At 55.5% G+C, this 19,681-nt stretch carries 16 protein-coding genes; 3 read left to right on the top strand and 13 right to left on the bottom strand.

Translation table 11 applies throughout. The annotated features are described in order from the left end of the window. Positions 1–28: 28 nt before the first annotated feature. From DVR07_RS15015 to DVR07_RS21760, 3 genes are all read right to left on the bottom strand, one after another. Positions 29–841 carry a hypothetical protein gene (locus DVR07_RS15015; RefSeq protein WP_115798078.1) on the bottom strand — a complete coding sequence of 271 codons (813 nt, stop codon included), beginning with the start codon at positions 839–841 and terminating at the stop codon, positions 29–31. Between the two features lie 63 nt (positions 842–904). Then, positions 905–1,660: a hypothetical protein gene (locus DVR07_RS15010; protein ID WP_115798077.1), complete on the bottom strand. Its 756-nt coding sequence runs from the start codon at positions 1,658–1,660 to the stop codon at positions 905–907. Positions 1,661–2,263: 603 nt separating this feature from the next. Continuing rightward, positions 2,264–2,401: a hypothetical protein gene (locus DVR07_RS21760; protein ID WP_162829591.1), complete on the bottom strand. Its 138-nt coding sequence runs from the start codon at positions 2,399–2,401 to the stop codon at positions 2,264–2,266. Positions 2,402–2,963: 562 nt separating this feature from the next. On the opposite strand from DVR07_RS21760, the gene DVR07_RS15005 reads away from it, so the two are divergent. After that, positions 2,964–3,797, top strand: a complete 834-nt coding sequence (locus DVR07_RS15005) for a hypothetical protein (RefSeq protein WP_115798076.1) — start codon at positions 2,964–2,966, stop codon at positions 3,795–3,797. A 61-nt stretch (positions 3,798–3,858) separates the two neighbouring features. On the opposite strand, the gene DVR07_RS15000 is transcribed toward DVR07_RS15005, so the two are convergent. The 5 genes from DVR07_RS15000 to DVR07_RS14975 form a co-directional block, all read right to left on the bottom strand. Further along, positions 3,859–4,815, bottom strand: coding sequence for a hypothetical protein (locus DVR07_RS15000; protein WP_115798075.1), 957 nt, complete (start codon positions 4,813–4,815; stop codon positions 3,859–3,861). A 72-nt stretch (positions 4,816–4,887) separates the two neighbouring features. Beyond that, complete coding sequence (locus DVR07_RS14995) at positions 4,888–5,112, bottom strand: hypothetical protein (protein ID WP_115798074.1); 225 nt, start codon at positions 5,110–5,112, stop codon at positions 4,888–4,890. Positions 5,113–5,275: 163 nt separating this feature from the next. Further along, entirely contained in the window at positions 5,276–5,530 is a 255-nt protein-coding gene (locus DVR07_RS14990; RefSeq protein ID WP_115798073.1) for a hypothetical protein, read from the bottom strand. Next, the gene (locus tag DVR07_RS22405; RefSeq protein WP_240147549.1) at positions 5,527–6,357 is read right to left on the bottom strand and encodes a hypothetical protein; all 831 of its coding nucleotides are present in this window, start codon (positions 6,355–6,357) and stop codon (positions 5,527–5,529) included. Before DVR07_RS22405 ends, DVR07_RS14990 begins: the two co-directional genes overlap by 4 nt. A 45-nt stretch (positions 6,358–6,402) precedes the next feature. Further along, positions 6,403–7,305: a XamI family restriction endonuclease gene (locus DVR07_RS14975; protein WP_115798070.1), complete on the bottom strand. Its 903-nt coding sequence runs from the start codon at positions 7,303–7,305 to the stop codon at positions 6,403–6,405. A gap of 155 nt (positions 7,306–7,460) precedes the next feature. Here DVR07_RS14975 and DVR07_RS14970 point away from each other — a divergent pair, with 155 nt between their 5' ends. Then, the gene (locus tag DVR07_RS14970) at positions 7,461–9,608 is read left to right on the top strand and encodes an HsdM family class I SAM-dependent methyltransferase (protein WP_115798069.1); all 2,148 of its coding nucleotides are present in this window, start codon (positions 7,461–7,463) and stop codon (positions 9,606–9,608) included. 1 nt (position 9,609) lies between these two features. Here the strand turns inward: DVR07_RS14970 and DVR07_RS14965 are convergent, their stop codons facing one another. Next, positions 9,610–10,512, bottom strand: coding sequence for a XamI family restriction endonuclease (locus DVR07_RS14965; protein WP_115798068.1), 903 nt, complete (start codon positions 10,510–10,512; stop codon positions 9,610–9,612). Between the two features lie 107 nt (positions 10,513–10,619). On the opposite strand from DVR07_RS14965, the gene DVR07_RS14960 reads away from it, so the two are divergent. Further along, a complete protein-coding gene (locus DVR07_RS14960) occupies positions 10,620–11,051 on the top strand; it encodes a hypothetical protein (RefSeq protein ID WP_115798067.1) in 432 nt (143 codons plus the stop codon). Here the strand turns inward: DVR07_RS14960 and DVR07_RS14955 are convergent. The 4 genes from DVR07_RS14955 to DVR07_RS21750 all read right to left on the bottom strand — a co-directional run bounded on the left by DVR07_RS14955 (position 11,031) and on the right by DVR07_RS21750 (position 19,587). Further along, positions 11,031–11,573 (bottom strand): TATA-box-binding protein, encoded by a 543-nt coding sequence (locus DVR07_RS14955; RefSeq protein ID WP_115798066.1) that lies wholly within the window; start codon positions 11,571–11,573, stop codon positions 11,031–11,033. The two genes, DVR07_RS14960 and DVR07_RS14955, sit on opposite strands and share 21 nt — an antisense overlap. After that, positions 11,573–12,010, bottom strand: a complete 438-nt coding sequence (locus DVR07_RS14950) for a hypothetical protein (RefSeq protein WP_115798065.1) — start codon at positions 12,008–12,010, stop codon at positions 11,573–11,575. The genes DVR07_RS14955 and DVR07_RS14950 overlap by 1 nt, the downstream gene beginning before the upstream one ends. Positions 12,011–12,190: 180 nt before the next feature. Then, positions 12,191–16,066, bottom strand: coding sequence for a UvrD-helicase domain-containing protein (locus DVR07_RS14945; protein ID WP_115798064.1), 3,876 nt, complete (start codon positions 16,064–16,066; stop codon positions 12,191–12,193). Beyond that, complete coding sequence (locus tag DVR07_RS21750) at positions 16,066–19,587, bottom strand: hypothetical protein (RefSeq protein ID WP_162829589.1); 3,522 nt, start codon at positions 19,585–19,587, stop codon at positions 16,066–16,068. The genes DVR07_RS14945 and DVR07_RS21750 overlap by 1 nt, the downstream gene beginning before the upstream one ends. Positions 19,588–19,681 lie beyond the last annotated feature (94 nt).

Here is a 19,681-nt window from a genome sequence, read left to right as displayed (position 1 = left end):
CACACGACCTCAATCAGACAGAACCAGTCTACCCCATCACTTCATCCATCATATCAATATAATTACCCCACTCATTCTCGTCAAGTATCATCGGATCACTACCCCGCTCTTCCATCCGATCGGACAACACGTCTCGCGGAATCTCAGTCCCGTAGTAAACCGCGTCACCGTCCACAGGCGCGTGCCACGGCCACGTCAACTCGAAGACAGAACCGTCGACCTCTACCCACGCGTGCCGCGTTCCCCGCACGCCCTGCTTCGGCAACACGTATCCTTCACAGTACTTCACCCGATCCTCGTGCTCCCACATCGCCTCGATCTCCTTCTGCGCAGTCTCGTAGCACTTCCTTCCGTTCCTGTCGACGCTCCGTGTCAGTTCCTTAACGAGGTCGGCAGACTCCGAACTAAGATCGGTGTTGCGCCACTCACCCACCTCTAATGCCTTCCCAACAGGCGGGTCTTGCTCGCCGACCGTCTCGGCCTGTTCAATCAGACGGTCGCGACGCTCCTCAACCGTTAACGAGTCCACCCACTCGCGGTACCCGCTCGTATCTACCTCATCAGACACCCACTCCCATGCTGCCTCTTTGGCGATGTCGAGCTGTTCCACGAACTGAATCAGATACCCTACGGCAAGCCGTTGGTTCGCAAGTACACTCATACGCTCCATAGGACTATTCCCCATCCGCGGCTCGGCCACCATCCGCCCCTCGTGTTCTACGCCGCCACGCACCAGTGATACCTCAATCACCCCACCGGTTTCCGGGTCATCGAACGTACCGCTCAAGAGCTGCTCTGGCTCCCCGCCAGTACCAATCACGATCTCGAACTTCTGCTGCATCTTTCGCTCGAACCACAGTACTGCACCTTAGAAAGAAGACTCGAAATTCGACCGAAGGGCCCCTCAACTACTGTAGACAATCTCGTCGAACTCCTCATCCATCTCCGAAACCGCCTCGCGGAGCAGCACCTTGCACTCCACTTCATGCTCCTCGGCTACCCGACTCACATACTCGTCTTCGACGTAAATGCCTGAACGGTACCCTACGTCGTCGCCCTTGCGTTCCTCGCAGTAAATACGGACGAGGTGGACAGCCTCCTCGTAACTCTCTCCAGTACGCGTCCGCCAATCATCCGGCACCGACGGAGAGCCGTATGGCTTTGCAGTTTTTGCGTCGATGCGGGGGTCTTGCTCGAAGATGTCGCGTAGAACCTCCATCGGCTCCACCTGCCACTTCTCGCTGATACGCTGAATACGTTCCCACCGCTCAGAGATGATCAATTCGTTGTTGATGATCTCCTCGGTTGCCTCCCGCACAGACGCCTCGTAGGACTCTGTAGAAGTCGCATCGTGATCCTCAACGATGGACTGGAGTTCGGACTCCTGCTCTTCCAGTTCGCCGAGCCGGTCGCGCATCTCCTCCAGTTCACAGACGATGTCGTTGATCTCGTCACGGAGTTCATCCTTCTGACGTCGGATGTCCTTGAGCTCGTCACGGGGATTGGCAAGTTCGACCTCGCGGATGTCCTCAAGCACCTGCTCGTGCAGGTAATCCTGCCGATTGTCCCACTCGTCACTCTCCTCGATAAACTGTCCAAGCTTCTGTCTCTGGATGTCTGGAAGACGGAACCCGATAACCTCCCAGTCTGACTTCGCCATCAGCGCTCGTCACTCACCCGTCAGGAGATAAAAGAGCTAACACCGAGGGGGTATGTTAAAAATCATACAGTTATTTCTCCTATTTCGTCTGTTTCGTATGAAACCACGCCCTCTCGTCTGAGGAAGGAAACCCGGTTAGAGCCGCTGTAAGCGAAGGAATGACTGCTTCAATCGCTCGGATGTCGTTACCTCTCTTACTACCGCTCCCACGAGGAGGAGCAGAAAGCACCCCGGTTAACATAACATAATATTGTTGTGTTAACAGAGGGGGTTGGGGGCTTTGCTCTGAGAGAACACTTCAAAGAGTGGTTTTCAGCCGTCCATAGCACGGCGGCGATCGGCTAAGAACGAGACAGGTGACATCCGACCGACTCCGGACGTGAATCGGCAGAATCCACCGCGTCCCGCTACAGGAGAGACATCGACGCCGACTGCCGGACGAGGTGGGGCCATTCCCTTCGCCGACGTGATACCGTGTGAGAGTTGGGCCTTCTGCCGGGGGCGTGTTTGGCCGCGCTCGGGAAATCGTCTAGTGTCCGCCTGTCGTGGCGGCGTCTCCCCGGGCGTCGACATCGGGAACCCTGCGTGTGCGTAGAACGATGGTTATTCGCCGTCGAGATCGATGCCGAGGTGGTTAGCTACTTCGTCGGTGGTGTATCGCGTGTCTTCGTCGCGGATTTCGTCAAACTGCTCTTCGATGACCTGTTCTTCGCGCACGGTCATCTCGTTGTCGCTGGTCACGTTGGTGTGTCGTCGTTCTTAGTTGATAGTGTCTCGGGAACCCTACCTGCTCGAGGTACCTGCTCCGCTGCCCTCGCAGCGAGGCTTCACTGGGAAGTCCTCCCGCGATGCGGGCCTGCCCTCCTCGACAACGCCGGTGCCCCTCTCTGTCGATGCGATGCGTCGAGACACTTCCTCGAGGTAGTACTTTGGTGGCCCGGGGGACTGGTGGGGCTCAGCCCTTCGACGTTGAGAACCCCTGTTCTGCCTGCGGTGGCACCCCGGCGGGAATTCCGCTCGCGGAGCCTGCGGAGCAGCCCTTTCCGGGCTCGGGAGCCCTGCTCTCCTCGAGGATTCCTCACCTATCTAACGCTTTTCTAAGCGGGGGTCACGGGGCCGGTGTTTGAGGCCCCAGTCCTCATCGGGCCATGTGGCCCCGGAGCCATTCGGGGGAACACCGGGGGTTGTTCTAGTCGCGGCCCCGATTTTCCGTCAAATGCCGTCAAATATACCCTCTCTATTAATAGACATCTCTTAATTTTAACGAGGTTTTTAACCGGTACGAGGGCCTATTAGAACACGTATGGAAGAAGCGAAAGAAAACGGGGGTGACCTCGATTTCCACAGTCAGATGACACTTGAAGTGCTGCTCAACACCGGTGGTAGTACCACCGCCGGGTTCATCAAGGAACAAGTCGGCTTCGATCAGACTCAGCAAGTCCACTACAGGTGCGATTCCGACACTGGTGGCCGGTCGGCTCTCGCCGAGCGCGGTCTTGTCGAGGACACCGGCGAGACCCGCGAACACAACGGTCACGAGTCCACCGTCTACCAACTCACCGACGAAGGTGAGGCGTTCGCTCTCCGGCAGAACCTTGATCTCGCCCCGGAACTCCACCGCGGCCAACTGGAACAACAGATTGACCAGCTCCTCCAGAACGTCGATCTGACCCGTCAGCACGCTGAGGGTGCGACTACTCGTGCAATCACGGCGAACAACCGGATCGACGACATTAAGGAGACTGTCGACGGGTGGGACGGTCAGATGGACGCCCTCCAGAGTGACGTTGACCGCGTGGACAACCGCCTTAACCGTCTCAACCGTCTTATCAGCGAGGACGTTGACCGTGAGCAGGAGATCAAAGACCTCCGCGGTGACGTCGAGGATCTCGAGGAGAAGGTGGAGTCGTTGGGGAAGTCCGTCGGCGACGTGCAGGCGATACTGGAGGGCCGCGACGAGGAGACGCTAGCCGAGATGGTGAACGAGAACCGGAACTACATCGCCAAGCTCTGGAAGCGCGTCGGTGCCGGCCTCATCCCTGAACACGGCATCAAGCAGAAGAAGGAGTCACTCGCCGAGTCCGTGTTCAATCTCAGTGACGATGAAGACGACGACAGCGGTGGTCTGTTCGGGTAGCAGGGCTGCGATCGATGTCTGGCGGGCTGTGCCACCGAGTTGGAGTTCGGCGACGACTTATTCAGCGACCGTCTTTTTCGAGCCGTCGCAGGCCAGCCTGCACGTGCGTGTCGTCGTAGAGTTTCTCTGCCTTCCGTAGGAACAACGTCCACGCTTCGTCGGCGAGCCAGTCATCATCGTGGCTGGATAGGATGCTCCAGTTGCCGCGCTCGGGGCCGAGACGAAGGATCAGGCCGTGAACGTCGTCGTAGAGCCGTTCGTCGAGAGCGCGGCGCTGGGCTTCGGCTTGGACGATGTGCGCGGGTTTGATGCTTTTTCCTGTTTTTCCGTCGACGGTGTAGACGCCATCAGGGAGCGTATCGGAGTCGATGATTGCGACGGTTTCGTCGGGACACGGACAGTACGTCACGCCATCGACTTCCTCGGGAATGGTGGGTTCGACGGCGAGTGCGTCCATCCCGTGTTCGCGAGAGGCCATGTCCCAGTTATCCGCGCAGATGTGCGCGCCGTCTTCCGCGGCTTCTAAGAGGGCGTCCACCGGGGTCTTGCCGAGTACGTCGGCGTCCTCGGGAGAAGTGACGCGGTGTGATCCGTCCCATCGGTGGACGACGTCGAGCATCGCGTCCGGGTCATCGGCGTCGTTGAGGGCGTCGAGTTCGTCCCGTAGGGCTTTGGCGGCTTCTTCTGCGTCGTACGTGGAGTGGAGGGCGTGAGCGGCAGCGCCGCGGATGCGGCTGTACTCGCGCACGAGCTGCCATTCATCGGGTGTGTAGCCGTCGCCATGGGTGTCGGGTTTGAGTCGGTGGTTGTCTGGGAGGGAGTGCCAGTCGATGGTGTCTGTGATGCTCCGCGCGGAGAGTGCGGGCTTGTTGATAGGCGATTCGCGGGGATAGGCTGAGAGGTGGGTGTTTCCGGGGACAGGGCGGGCGTGTAGTTGGCTGTCGATATGACCGGATAGGGTTGATCGGAGGTAGAGGTCTCCATCTTCGTATTCATCTGGTAGGTAGTTGGATAGCATACTCGGTAGTTATGGATGGAATCGGCATAAGGCTCCGCCGTCCACGGTGAAAGTGAAATGTCAGGGGCGTTGTTAATCTTGGGTTTTGATAGTAATGTTGTCGTCTTCGTCGGCGATGATTCCCGCTTCGACACCGTCGCGGACGAGGAGGATCGTCGTGTCGCCGTCTGGGCGGTGGGTGACGTTCAGCGACAAGTCGCTGTCCGCGAGACCGAACTCTTGGAATTCGTACTCGCCGTCGGAGTCGAATTCGCGGTCACGTGGGCGAATCATCCGTGGATAGTCTGGGGTATTCATACGCACCTTCAGGTTGCCGGTGATGGGATAAATGGATCTGCTGGCGGGCTGCTTAGTGGGGTCAGTTGCTGGCGTCGGTGCCAGCGTCGTGATGAAGGACTAACTGAGCTAGCGCTGTGCAGCTCACCGAACTCTTTCCGCGATAACCCGCTTCGGGAGGGATCTATTCCTCAGTTGCAGGAACCAAGTCGTGGTGACGAAACCACGTGTTGAGTACGCCCTCGTCGGTTTCGATCCGATAGCTTACCGAATCGGTGCTACGCCCTGTTTCCTCGCCAAGGGAGTCGCGGAGTGTTTCGTCGACTACTCCCGTTGTACCGTGGAGGGCAGAGTCTGTGTCGTCTTTAGCGAGGTAGACCTTCACCCGATCGCCCTCGGAGTAGGGCTCGGTAGCGGGCTGGGGAATGTCTTCGGTCACAGATAGTCGGTGAACGGGTTTTCGAGCGAGAGCGTTCCGCCACTGAAGAACGCCGAGTCAACGGCGTCCAGCTGGCCGGAGCGTGACCAGTCGAAGTCGGTTTCCTCGATGTCGTTGTTGGTGTGTCGGACGACGGACGGGTCTTCGGTGAACGTGCCAAGCAGCTCCGAGTAGGGGAAGTTCTCTACCTTCGCCTGCAGTCCGTCCTTCCAGATCACGGGGATGGTGTCGTGTTCAAATCCGGGAACGGATGTGGAGCCGTTCCGGGCGCCCTCCGCGTACTCCTCGTAGGCGGCGAACGGAATGATGTAGCCTCTGTCGAAGAAGAGTTGGCAGACGAAGATGGGTACCTCGTGCTGGTCTCGCCACGACTGGAGGCGAGGGTAGTCCTCGTCCTTCACGTAGGCGGAAAGCGAGCTGTTGTAGCTCCGCTCGCCGATGTGAAATTTGCTTGACTCGGCCTCGAGAGCCATCGTGGCGGCCGACGGTGCGTCAGCCTGTTCGAGTAGGGGGAGGATCTCCGCCATCCCGTCCGGGTCTGCTGAGATGTAATCATGGATTAGCCCCTGTGTGTTCTCATCGAGGTCATTCAGCCGTTCCTCCTCGAACACGAGGACATCCGGTCGTTTCATCTCCTCAACGCCGGGTTCCTTCACTTGGTCTAGTTCGTCCTTGGTGTCGAGAGCGTCGCCGCGGGAGACGCCGTACTGGAAGGCGAAGACACCGTCCTGTCGTTCAATAGTTTCTAGGAGGACTGTTTCGGCCCATTCTCCACGTGCGAATTTATGGGCGAAGTCTTCGCCGCGGGGGATTTTTCCGATGTCCATGCTTTCCCATTCCAATAGTGAACCATGAGGTTTCTGGAGACGGGGTCAGGCGAAGTAGTCGTGTAGGGTTTCCAGCCGGTGTTCCCAGAAGATGGTGATGTCGTCGTTGATGAGGGTCTCGAGCTGACTTTCGGGAATCCAGCCAGAGAGGGCGGCTGCCACATCAGCGTCGGGGTAGGTGCGGCGCCAGTCGGATTCCTTGTTGCGAATTTCTTTGATCCGCTTGTAGGAGTCGATTTTTACTCCGATGGCCTTCGCTTCAATGAATACGAGTTCTCCGTCCTTGTCGCGGGCTACGATGTCTGCTTTCTGGTGGTCTCCACCGGTGACGTTCACCTTGGTTTCGGGGACGAACGAGCCGCAGGGGATGTCGTCCTTGGACTCAAGTGTCGAACTGCGACTTACTTTCTCCAATCCGGCCTCCATCATGGTCTCGGCTACCTTCTCCTCTTGCACGTCTTTGCGCCAGTTCCGGTAGCGTGTTTTGGCCTCGGACTGGGCGATGATGTCGCACACCCATTCACGGGACTGTTCCAGTTCCAGTTCCTCATCAACGTTCTCGTGCAGCCACGGCACCTTCCGCTCGTCGAGGTTGCTTTCCACGAAGTCAGCCATCTGCTCTGCCGTGTCGTGCTGTGGCGTCGTCGGGCTGTCTTTTTCGTAGGAGTCAGTACTGTTGATGCCAGCGAACTGGCCGAACTTCATCTGGGAAATTGGTGGCTTGACGAGGTAGCGGAGTACCTTTACCACGTTCGGGTTGTTGCGGATGACGGACGAGCCGAAATCACGGAAGTTGTTGGTGTGCTCGGCCGCGTAGTCGAAGAGTTCACGGTGTTCCTCGAACTCTTGTTCGTAGAAGTCACGGATCGCGTCGAGGAAGAGTTCTTCTTCAAATCGTTGGCTTTCCTTGGCCACGTCGTCTACAGATTCGTTGCTAGAGAGCTGCATAACGAACCAGATACATGCCCCGTTGATAGCTTTTTATGAGAGGAGTGACGACGTCGGCGCCGGATGATGGAGTCAGGTAGATACATACAGGGAGAGTCAGAACATCAGAGCAACGTGAGCATCTACGGTCTGACGCCCGCAACGGGAGTGATTGAATGAGTAGTGCCGGAACAGTCGAAGAAATCGTGACGGACGCGGCCCAGTCCATCGAGTCGGACATCAGCGACGTGGACGGGTTCGAAGAGTGGGTTGAGAGTCATGGACTGGGGCGGACAGACTCGTCTGAAGCCATCGTCGCACGACAGGCGGCGTTCCATGTCGCCCTCGCCGCAACGCTCTACAAGTCCTACCGTTCTAAGGAGGGACTCTCAGAGCTGGATGCTACGTCGTTCCACGATGCCGTCGGTGAGGCTGAAGAGGTGACCGGAGACGAGTCCTTCTCAACGTACTTCCTCGCCGACGCTGCACAGTTGTTCGGCGAGGACGATCTCGAACGGCTCATTGAGGCCGGGGAGCGGTTCGCTTCGGAAGACGATCCCGCCGAGGCTATCGGCCACGTCCATGAGTCGCTCGTGCCGCGGAAGGACAGGCACAAACTCGGCCAGTTCCGCACACCGCCAGTCATCGCTGACTTGATGGCGGAGTGGGTGGTTCGGGATGCTGACGACATCGTTCTCGATCCGGGCATCGGTGCAGCCGCACTCTCGACGAGTGCGTATGAAGTCAAGAAGTCGCGTAGTGGTGAGAATACTCTTGGCGAGATGAGTGGTGTGGACTTGAGTCCGCTCTCCGTCTTGATGGCGGACGTCTCGCTTCGGCTCTCGAATGGTGGTGGCCGGCCGAATCTCCAAACGCGAAACTTCCTCGATCTCCAGCCGGAAGACGTCGGAGAGGTGGACGCGGTCATCTCGAATCCGCCCTATACTCGCCATCACGAGTTCGATGAGGACGTGAAGGCAGAGATGAACAGTCAGATGGAGGATGTGGCGGGGCGTTCGATTTCGACACTTTCGCCGCTCTACGCCTACTTCTACATCCACGCCACGCAATTCCTCACCGACGACGGCCGTTCGACGTTCATCACACCCTCCGAGTTCCTCGAGACGAAGTACGGAGAGGACTTGAAGGCGTTTCTGCTGGACAACTACCACATCCGCGGATTCGTCCTGTACGACAGGGAAGCCGACTCGCAGTTTGACGAGGCGCTTACCACGTCATTCATCAGTTTCCTCGAGCGGAAGACCGAGGACGAGGAGGACGACGAGGAACTGACGAAATTCGTGCGCGTGGACGACTGGCCGGGTCAGGATGTTGTGTTGGACGCCATCGAGGACGGCACCGAAGGCGAGACCGAGTGGGGATTCGTCAATACGGTCAGGCAGTCTGCGCTGGAACCCGATGACAAGTGGGATGATCTCCTCGACCCGCTCGACATCGGCGAGGACGAGCAACTCGTCCCGTTCTCGGAGATCGGCGAGGTCAACCGTGGCATCGCCACGGGAAAGAACGACTACTTCTGCTTGAGCGAGGAGGAACTCTCCAGTTCGTCGGGTGGGTACGAGTGGGACATCGAGGATCGGTGGCTGTCTCCGCTCATCCGCAACGCCCGGGCCGTTCCTCACTTCGACTATCGGGAAGAGGACTGGGAGCAGCAGCGTGACGAGGGTAGGGAGGTGTGGATCCCCTACCACCTTGACGATCTTGAGTGGGTGCCGGAGATTCACCCTGACGGTACCGAAGAAGAGGATGGGCAGAACACCCGCATCAGCGACTTCTCGACGGGTGGTGGTGGCGGTGGGGAAAGGCCGGGTGTCGTGGAGTATCTGAAGTACGGTATGGAGGAGTTGGAGGTTCACGAGGGGTATCTCGCCAGTAACCGCGAACCGTGGTACGTGTTTGACCGCCGCGATCCTGCTCCTATCCTTTACACGTACATGAGTCGGTCACGTGGCAGATTCGTCCAGAACAAGACCGGTGCCCGGAACCTGACGAACCTGCACTGTGTCTATCTCGACGTCGAACTGGATGAGACGGAGACCAAGGCTCTCCTCGCCTACCTGAACAGCCCCTTCGCTGACGAGATCGTGAAGCGGCACGGGAGGACGTACAGCACGGGTATGGACAAAGTGGAACCGAACGAACTGGAGGGTGTTCCGGTCATCGATCCTCGCGAGCTTGACCGAGAAGTCGTGGAGGAGTTGGCCGAGTTGTTTGATGATCTGTGCGAGGCGAGTCGGAACGGTGACGAGGACGAGGTGCTCGGCGAGTTGAGCGACGCGCTCGATGACGTTCTCGACGTGTGATTTAGTCAGAGACGAAGTCGGATAGGCCGTCAAGCTCGTGATCCCAGAACACCGTGATACCGGCTTCTTGGAGTAGCTCCACGTCGTCGGTGTTGATCACGCCGCCGATGACGCCCACGATGCGAGCGTCCGGTCTGTCGTCCGTCCATTCGGTGTAGTCGTTGATCATCTCTTTCCGCCGCTTGCGGAAGTTGATCTCGGTGCCGCTCATCTTCGCCTCGGTCAGGATGAGTTCCCCACCGTGGTTCTTGATGGCGAAGTCGGCTTCCTCGTTAGAGACGTTCAACTCGGTCTCGTACTGCCCCGGTTCCAATTCGGTCACGTCGCTTGCTTCCACCTTCTCGAATCCGGCCTCTACCAGTTCGTCCGCGATGTAATCGTGCTGTTTTGTCGCCCGCCAGTTCCGGTACTCAGTGTTCGCCTCGGAAGTGGCCACGTTGTAGGCGATGGAGGTCTGGAGCTTCTTGATAAGTGCGTCCTCGTCGTACTCGTGATATTCCAGTTCGCCGATCTCCAGCCACGGCAGCAAGCTCTCGTTCCGGTAGTCCTCGAACGTGTCGATGATCTTCTCGGCGGTCTCCGCCCGCGGCGTGGTGTCGTCCTCGTAATCCTCGTACTTTCCGAGGGTCTGATCGCCGACGTCGCAGTACTCGCTAAACTTGTCGCGGCTCAGAATCGGCTCGGTGAGGTAACGGAGAATGCGGACGGTGAGGGGGTTCTCCCGGACGAAGTCGACGTTGACGTTCCTGAAGTTGTCCGAGGTCTCGGCTAACTCTCGGAATTTCACCTCGGTGGTTCGGAATATCTCCCGTTGGAACGTGGCGCACTTCTTCACATACCGCTCCTTCTCTTGTTTACGGCTTTCCTCGGCTAGCTCTTCCATCGACTTGTCTGATGTACTCATCCCATCGGTTCCCCTTTTTGCCCGCTTCTCAGTCCCTACTGTAAAACATACTGATGCCACCGCGGCGAGACACAAACATCAAGAGTGGACATGTTTATCAGTAAAGTATGAGCGCAGACACCGAGTTTGCTGGGACGATTGCCCGCTCCGAAGTCGAGGGGGATGACGACGACCTCGTCGCCGTTGCACCCTCGCGCAAGGAGGGTGTGGATTTCATCCGAGAGAACAACGCTTGGGGGTTCGTCCGGATGAACCGAGAACCGGACTACGTGGCAATCTACATCAGCGAGGACGTGAGGCAGGTGAAGTACATTGGAAAGGTGCGGGAGATTGTTGAAGCCGATGAGGCCAATCTCGCCCGGCCAGTGGAGGAGTACGAGGGCTACGACTCGGGGAAGAAGGTGTTATTCTTCGAGGAGAACTCAGTGTACGAGATAGAAGACCCAATCCCGTACGAGAACCGTGTCGTGTTCCCGCCGTTCAACTACACGACACTGGCCGAGTTCAAGTCCGCCGAGTCAACCGACGGTCTGTTTTAGCCGCTCCGTCACCTTCTGGAACCCCTCGACGGCGGTCTCCACGTCCGGCGAACCGGTGATCACCACCTTTCCGCTTCCAAAAATGAGAAACACACAGTCGATGTCCGGCGGACGGTAGACGACACCCGGGAACTGTTCCGGTTCATACTCGGTCTTCTCGAGTCCGAGTGCGGTAACGAGCGTGTTCAAGTTAACCTGCTCCTCTAAGTCGCCGGTGAGAACGACGTTCTTGATGGCGAACGTAGCTGTGACTTCGATGCCGAGGTCTTCGAGTGCGGCCACCATCCAGTCCTTCAATTCCTCCGCCCCTTCGGTGCTGTCGGCACCTGTGATGTGGTAGCTACCGGATCGGAACAGCGTCGCCATCGGGCCGCCTTCATCGCGCCGCAGGTAGACGACTCGGTGGGAGTAGCTCTCGTCGGAGAGTTTGACGACGGCGGCGTCGATGTCCTCGGTGATAGCGGGAATGTCCATCTCCCGGCCGAGCTTCCCCGCTGCGACGACGTTCACTATCTCTGGCATCAGGGGTAGTTGATGATGAGGTTGCCTTCGTTCCTCAACCGTCCTTCGAAGAAGATGCCCTGCACCTCGTTGAACTTCTGTGCGTACTGAGTGACATCCATCGTGGACTCTCCATCGTCATCCGTCCAGTCATCTAAGTTGAGGCTGTAGACGGGTTCTACCCAGTCAATCTCAACTTGCCAGTCGATACTGCCGAGGTGGTTCCACGCGTCAGGATTGATGTTCTCTTTGGCGTCGGAGGTGGCGACAAAGGGGCCGAGAAGGTATCCGTGTCTGTCGCTTTGCTTGGTCATCATTCGGTGAAGGAACAGGGTATCGTTCTGCTCCACGTCAAGGGGTTCACCCTCGTCGGTCTCTCGTTGGTGGTTGCCGAACAGGCGACGGATCATGCACTCCCGTTCGGTGTCCCACGTGCAGGTGAACTTCCAGTAGGCCATACGTCGACTTGGGAATCTCGCGGTAATAACGGTTCTCCTAGGATTCTGACTGGTATTTGAATCGTGACAATGGTGGACTTTTCTTGGTGGTAGGTACAGAGCAAGGGAGTCCCGATGATCAACGTCCTATCCGAGGTGGCCTCTATGAAATTGGTTGAGTGAGGTACGGGATGTGTTCTTTTAGTCACCAGCGTCGAATAGAGCGTCGTCTAAACAAGGCCCACCCTTGTTCGCTCCGTATGGACAGGCCCCACATCTATCAGTTCCCGGATTGGCTTCTAAGCCATCAGAGTCCTGAACATCTAATCCCAGTACGTCTTCTTCGATGACGCGGTTGAGTGTACCAGTCACCAAGTCACTGGTCACTTCTTGTTCCTTCACAACCGGACTGCCATTCACATCGATATAGACGAGAGTTGCACTCGACATCTCAATCCCGAACTCACGCCTGAGTAACCACGCGTAAACGGACAACTGGTGAATGTACTTGCGATGTTGGTAGTCACCATCTTCGTAATGTCCTCCGGTTTTCCAGTCAGCTAAGTGCCAATCCCCATCTTTTCGGTAGAGTAAATCTATATCGCCGTTAACTCGGATCTCTCTCCCTGAGATTTCATAAAGTGTAGATACCGAGATCTCGGTGAACACGTCATCTTCAGTCGCTCTATCGGCAGCTGAGAAGGCATCTGTGTCCGTGAGATTATCGAGGACTACGTGTCTCAGCAGGTCTTCAATATCCTCGTTTCCTCTGGCATAACTATTGAACAGGGCTTCATCCTGTAATCGAAGTTCTATGCTTCGATGGACACTCTCTCCCCATTCATCTGGAAGTCGATCACCGGGGGTGCTTGTGGATTCAGCACCGTTTCCACGAACTGGTTCAATCTCTTGTGCGTGCTGATACTGGTAAGCCCTTGGGCACTCGATCAGGTCGAAGAGTGAGGATGCTGCCAGTGTGAGTGGTCTGTATTCGGGGTGTTCGACCGGCATCCCATCGGTCTCGAGGTGAAAGTCGAGGCCCGATGCGTCGATTTCATCGAGTGTTCGCTCTGAGCTAGGTTCTACTTCGTCGACCCCGATTCGGATAGTCTCCGTAACTGGGTCTCCTTGATCTGTCTCCCACCTGAGATCGCGATCGATGACTCTATCTGACCGATCACGCTGCGACACGTTCGACCAGCCACCAAAGGGCTGGAGTGTATCGTTCAATGCTGCTAACCACATCGACCATTGCACTTCGTCGTAGTAGTCTGAAGACTCGTCCAAGTCGGATAGCCCGAAGAAGATATGATCTTCTGCTCGCGTGAACCCAACGTATGCCATTCGCCAGAACTCTGCTTCACTTTCTGCAAGGTGATTGTTGAGTGGGTTGGAATAGCTGAATTGTCCAGATGTCGCATCTCGGTCATATGAAACCCAAGTCGGGCCTGTAGCCGTAGGGAAACTGTCTACGTCAAAGTCATCGTTAAACCACGTCGAAGAGCCCAAATCATCTTCCGGAGTTGGGAAATGGACACCGTCAGGGAATGGGAGATCACTAGGTCGGGGGCGGAGTGCCATTCCATAGCGTCGACTCGTCAGCAGCCGGTCGTGTTGCTCTGGTGGGAAACGAGACTGCTTGACAAGATCGCAAAGGAAGACGATGGGGAATTCCCGGCCCTTCGCTTTATGAACCGTCGTGAGAGTGACCGCACTATCATTATCCTGATCTGCAATTTCTGCTACCTCGAATTGCGGGTTCGAGCTGTCAGCACGGTCACGCAGCGTGACTAGCCGGTCGACGAAGTCACGGTATGGAAGAAGTTCGTCTTCCTCCCAGTCGTCGATTAGCTCCGAGAATAACCAAAGGTTCCCGTATCTCCGAAGTGCATCAGTATCCGCAAGCACGACCGAATCGAAACCAGAGTGCTGCAAGATTCGGTTGACAAGATCTGTTTTGGAGTTCTCTCGATCCCACCGGAGATCGTCTCTAAGGGTGACGAGGTGTTCGAGTCGTTCCTTATCATCTAAGGGAAGCTCGTCCGGCCACGAATCCAATAGGTCTCCGATATAGTAATCCTCGAAAGCTAATGCTCGGAGTGTCCCATCAGAAACTGCAACCAGAGGTGATCTAAGTATCCGAAGGAGAGCTCCACTATTATGTGGGTTAGCAAACCAATAAAGGATGTCAGTCAGAAGTTTGATCTCTGGTTGTTCGAAGAGGTCGTCCGTAGCGATTGGTGCGGCGTCGATTCCGTAATTGTCTCTCAAAACATCGGCGAAGTCCTGCATCTTCCGTTTCGACCGGAATAGGAGTGTGATGTCTCCCGGAACAGGCTGATCGAGAATCGGTTCACCATCCTCATCGACACCTCGTTGAACCTGTATAGGAGGGTCATCCGCGTTCTCTTCGTCAACCATCGCGGCGATGGTTTCAGCAACCCGTCGGGATTCGTCCCGTGCCCAATTGTCAGTACGAACCCAACTCCGGTGATTGTCGTTGGAGGCCGCATCAATATCTAATACATGAATATGAGCCGTTTCGTCGTCCCACTCCAGTCCGTCACCCCGTGGTTGAATCGGCACATAGTTCGGCTGGATCCCACCTATTGCACCTCTTCCATCATCTTCTAGTACGTCTTGGAAGACGTGATTCGCAGCATAAGCGATGTCAGGATGGTGGCGGAAGACGGAAGTCAAGGCGTGATAGCGGACATTCCTAATAAAGAGGTGTGGTACCACTGCCGTTCCGGGACGGGCATCTCGCGTTGCTTGGATTATGTCTGCGAATAGGGCGGGATCGGCTGAACGCCATTCGTAAATCGATTGTTTCACGTCCCCGATCATCAATATATTGTCGTCCCCGGTCTCATCAGGGTCGTCTTCACTTTCACCAGTCAAGATGCTTTCATCGCACCCTGAGTCGACGAGATGCCGGATAATCTCGCACTGGACTATGCTCGTATCTTGGAATTCATCGACGAAAACATGGTCAAACCTACTCCCCAGACTCTGTACGAAGGGATCGTCCTCGCCTTGCGATTGTATGTGATTGCGTAACAGATGAGAAATATCTTGGAACGAGAATTGACCCTCGCCACGGGTTCGTTCGTCGTATCGTTGTTCGAACTCATTTAGAAGGGTGCCAAACGCTTCGATAGCTTCCTCTGTTCGAAAGTATGTGTCTCGGACATGTTCAAGGAGCATCTGCTGTCTTTGCTCTCTCTCGTCGTCATTCAGTCGAGAATCAAACCGAAGCTCCGCACCCGGGTTCACGACAGCTTGTAGCAACTGCTCAACATCGTCAATATCATCCGGGGGAGCGGTATCGGGCCCGTTGGTTAATGGAGCTAAACTATCTCCATCATCGGGCCAATCAGGATGTGCTACGCCGTGGCTTACATCGAGGCTTGCCCGTAGCTGTGAGATTGCTTCATCTGGTGAAATTCCAAATTCTCTGCACTTTTGTTGTGCTTGTTGAATCATCTCCTCGACGGTGTCTGGCGAGTACTCTCGCCAGTCCTCCGTCGGGAACTCTTGACTCAGAGTTTCGAATTCTTCTCTATTGGTTCGACGAAGTTCCTCAAATATTTCTTCTCGTATCTGCTGAAGTTCGACCGCCGAGTCAAGTTCAAAGTCTGGTGGGATATTCAGATCGATCGAGATTTCCTGAAGTAACTCCTTGAAGAACGAATCGAGCGTCTGGATATGGCTCCCCGTTTCTATCCACCGGAACACGTGAGGAGGTACGTCTCCATGCAATCTCAGAATGCGTTTGAGGCGTGTTTTCAACTCTTTCGTCGCATCCTTCGTGAACGTAGTTACTAACGTATTCTCGAGCGGGTTGTAGTCGCTGGACGCCTCGCGTACAACCATCTCTGCCAATGTTAGGATGAGGGTCGTGGTCTTTCCAGTCCCTGCCGAGGCGTCAACCGCGACGCGTCCGCTCTCCTCGAAATACGACCTAATCACTTCGCCTTGGTCAGGTGTTGGGCGGAACGGTGGCTCTCCTCTATTCCCGAATTCAAGTTCCATCTCCTCGGCGTATGCGGAGACCTCCTGTTCTTCACTACTCATTAGTTATCACCTCTTTCTTGTTGGAAGGGAACTTGACAGAGATCCCTGAACGCACAGCCTTCACAGCCGCCCTCTGCCACAAATCGATCGGATACCGAATACTCGATTGCTGAGTCCGTGCCTGTCATATGGTTTGTGTTTGTGCTAATTGCGGTTTCCCAGTAATTGTCCCAATCGTCCCAGTCCCCCTCAGATACCTGTTCGAGATTGGCTTCGTGTGGTATTTCCTCGGGGATTGTATTGTCCAAGCCGACTACCACACCTTGTCGTGACGAAGGGGCCGTTCTATACGGCTCTTGAAACATTACACCCTCGAAATCCGAAGTGGCGAATCTGGCCGTCTTGAGCCTGTGGTCGAGAATGAACTTTGCATCGTAATCGCAGTACTCGCTTGCACCACAATTCCGGCATATCTCTCGGTCATCCGGTGAACTGACACCAGACCCGTGCCAACAACGTTTTGTCGCAATTTTCGCGGTGCTGGGTTGACCTGTGTACCAGACTGGGAGATATGAATCACGTTCTGGGAAGGTATCGACTCTGTGTCCCGGAATCACTACGTCGGTGTCGTCAAAGGCCACAGTACCTTCGTCTACCCACTCCCAAGAACGTTCGATACCAGCGTCGTCCTCTTGAGAAACAGCCAGATACTCACTAAGTACCGGCTGGATGACCGAACTCGTGATGTCATCGGCAGCTATCCACTCACGAAGATCATCACGAAGATCCCTCACACTACTATATCCTCTTAACGCGCCTTGTCGATCGGCTAGGCGGTCAGGGGACTCGATGAGATGCCTCATACCCTCTCGGTGTTCACGCTTCGCGTAATGGGCCCGGAGAATCGTCGGTACCTGCCCGTACTCCTCGGTCGAATACGGATCCATATCTCCGGGAATCTCGTCACGCTCAATCGTGCTTCCGCCCGCTGCAAACAGATACTGGTAGAAATAGTACTTGAGTGAACACTTAGCATACAGATCAAGCTCATGAAGTCGGACTGGGCCGCCAACGATCTCCTCAAGGTTTAGGTAGCGATTGAAGACGGATGACTCGGGGTTGACTTCGATCTGGCCGATGTCGTCACCGAGGTATCGACTCCGGCGTGGTTCGAGTTCGTTCTCGAAGGCCCTACCATCTACCCGAGCAAGTAGTTCAACCAGCCCCCGCTCACTATCTAATGGGTGTGGTGAAAGCCGGGGGGTGTACGTATCTGCGTTCAAGCCGTCTGGTAGATGATAAAGCGACATCCGCAACCGGTCGCGGGTAGTAGCATTCAGAGTCGCGGTTTGCCAACTCCCGTAGCGATTGCCCGAAGGGAGCCAGTCGCTCAATTGGATGTGATGTATGTCGTCGAAGGTATCACGGGATGTGAAAGCATCTACAAATGATGACCAAGGAACTGCATCTCCTTCTGCATCTCTGAATTGGCGAAGTAACCAAACTTGGTCAGAGCTTGTTTCTACAGCTGCTTTGTACTCATCCAGATCCTGCTGGAAGTGGTCTTCGGGAGATGGGAAGTAGAGATACGGCCGCGGGCTTTCAGAATGATCTGCCTCTTGAGCGACCTGCCAAGTCTCCTGATATAGTTCATCGTGGAGAAAGCTCGGCGGGCTCCGCTCTGACGGGAACTCTTCTGAGGCAAGACCGATAACAAACACATGATCTGCTTCAGCAAAGAACGCGTTCGCTGCGTTGATGACTCGGACAGCGTTTCCGTCGGCATTCCGTTCCCAGAAGGACTCCCCTCCAAACACGTCGGTGAACGATTGAAGGGCTAGTTCCCAGCCCGGGTCGCCGAGACCAGTTTCTACACAATAATCAAAGTACGACTGAAGTCTCTCAGCGTTGTCCAACAATCGGCGAGCAACGTGTGAGTCGTGTTTAATATTGATGGCGGTGCGAGAAGGATCGACTCCCGGGCCAGAGGCAGTTCGGACGCCTCCCGAAGTCAAGTGGAATAGATGTACCTGTAAGAGATCGCGGGTAAGAGTTGCAATTGCATCTCCCGACTCTGGAGAACCGCTGCTGGTGTCGTCGATCCAATCAATCAAATCGAATAACTGCTCAGCATCACTGCGCACATACAATGCTTCGATCTCAGCACGCCAATCCTCAAGTGTCATTGCACCCGCTTCGACTCCCATCGGACGCCCGGCCTCCCGTTGCACCTCGTGTAGGCGTTGTTCGAATTCAAGGAAGACATCGTCACTGACTGGCCACATTTCAGAGTAATCTTCTGGAGGACAGAATCCAAGGCGAAGTGGATCGATCAACTCCCAGTAATCTACTGGCTCATCGTGATGCGCCGAGTTTAGTAACTCAAAGACGGACTGGAGGTACCGATATGCAGTCGTTTGCATCATCGGCCGCCGCCCCTCGACGTGGAACGGTATCGAATGGGTGGTGAATACATCCGAAATCGTCGACCGGTAGGGAATCACGTCCTTGGCCGCGATTATAATATCTCCTAGTTCGGTTTCGGACGCGTCCTCTACGAGTGAATCTGCATCTGACACTCCCTGACCGGTAATCTCTCGAATCCTTCTCGCAATATGTTCTAACTCCCGTCGAGTGTCCGGAGCCTCAACGAATTCGACATCATCGATGTGGCTTGGTGGTAATCCCGCTGCTGTGTCCATCAATTCCGAGACTGGGCTCTGTGGTACTCGATCGAATTGATCCGTCTCAGAGACATCTACGGAGGTGCTATCCAATCTGTCTTTGAGGTCTTCGCCAGACCCGTCTTCATTAAAGAAAAAATAAACTTCTGGCCCGGCGTCAATTGATGCCAGCTCTTCAAAAAATCGGAGAGTTGGGTTATCGAGAACGTTGATCGTCGCAACTGCGACCCACTCAACGTCGGGATAAGCTGATGACCAGTTTTCTGCCATTCGCTCACGAGCGGCCTTGACTAAATGGCTTCTTGACAGGTATTCCGTGTCGGGAAGTGGTTCTGTTCTGTTTTGTAGATAGTTATGGAGTTGATCAAAGGCCGACAATGCCCGACTGGAACGCTGTTTGGCATATTCGTCCCCGAGATTGGATGCTATCTGAGTAACTTCTTCGTGGTTATCGCCAGCATCTGTGCATCGATAGTAGCGGTCAAGCTCATCCACAAGCGTCTCCAACAGGTCATCTCTGTCTTCCCAATTAATACGACCCAAGAAGGATTCTACGACATCCAACCCATCGTCGTCTGCAGCTTCGGTGATTGCGTCAAGAACGAATTGTTCGTATATTTTCCCGTCTAATTGGCGAACCTGAGGCCAATCAGCCGATTCGTTTCGATGATGTTCTTCTAGCAGTCTAACCGCGGTGTCCTCGATAGTAGTGATGTTTGTCGTTCGCCCGGCCTTGATACCCCTTCGAGCGAGGGCATTCCGAAGGTTCCGACCAACGATTTCGCCCGCGAGAAGACACAGACCGTTCGTTTCTGTAGTGGGCGTGTCGGAGTTGGTATCAGATGATTGCTGCTCAAAGAACGAGATGAGCGATCCATATGAAACATTCACTGTCACGATACTCTCCTATACCTAGGGAGATGTGTTAAATCTTGTCAGAGTGAAAACCGGGGAACCTCGAAAGGAATTGGTTTATGCTATCAAGAGAAGT

Source organism: Halorussus rarus, from assembly GCF_003369835.1.
In the GTDB taxonomy this organism is placed as follows: Archaea; Halobacteriota; Halobacteria; order Halobacteriales; family Haladaptataceae; genus Halorussus; species Halorussus rarus.
The sequence above is the reverse complement of the archived record's forward strand: the minus strand, read 5'-3'. Positions and strand labels throughout refer to the sequence as shown.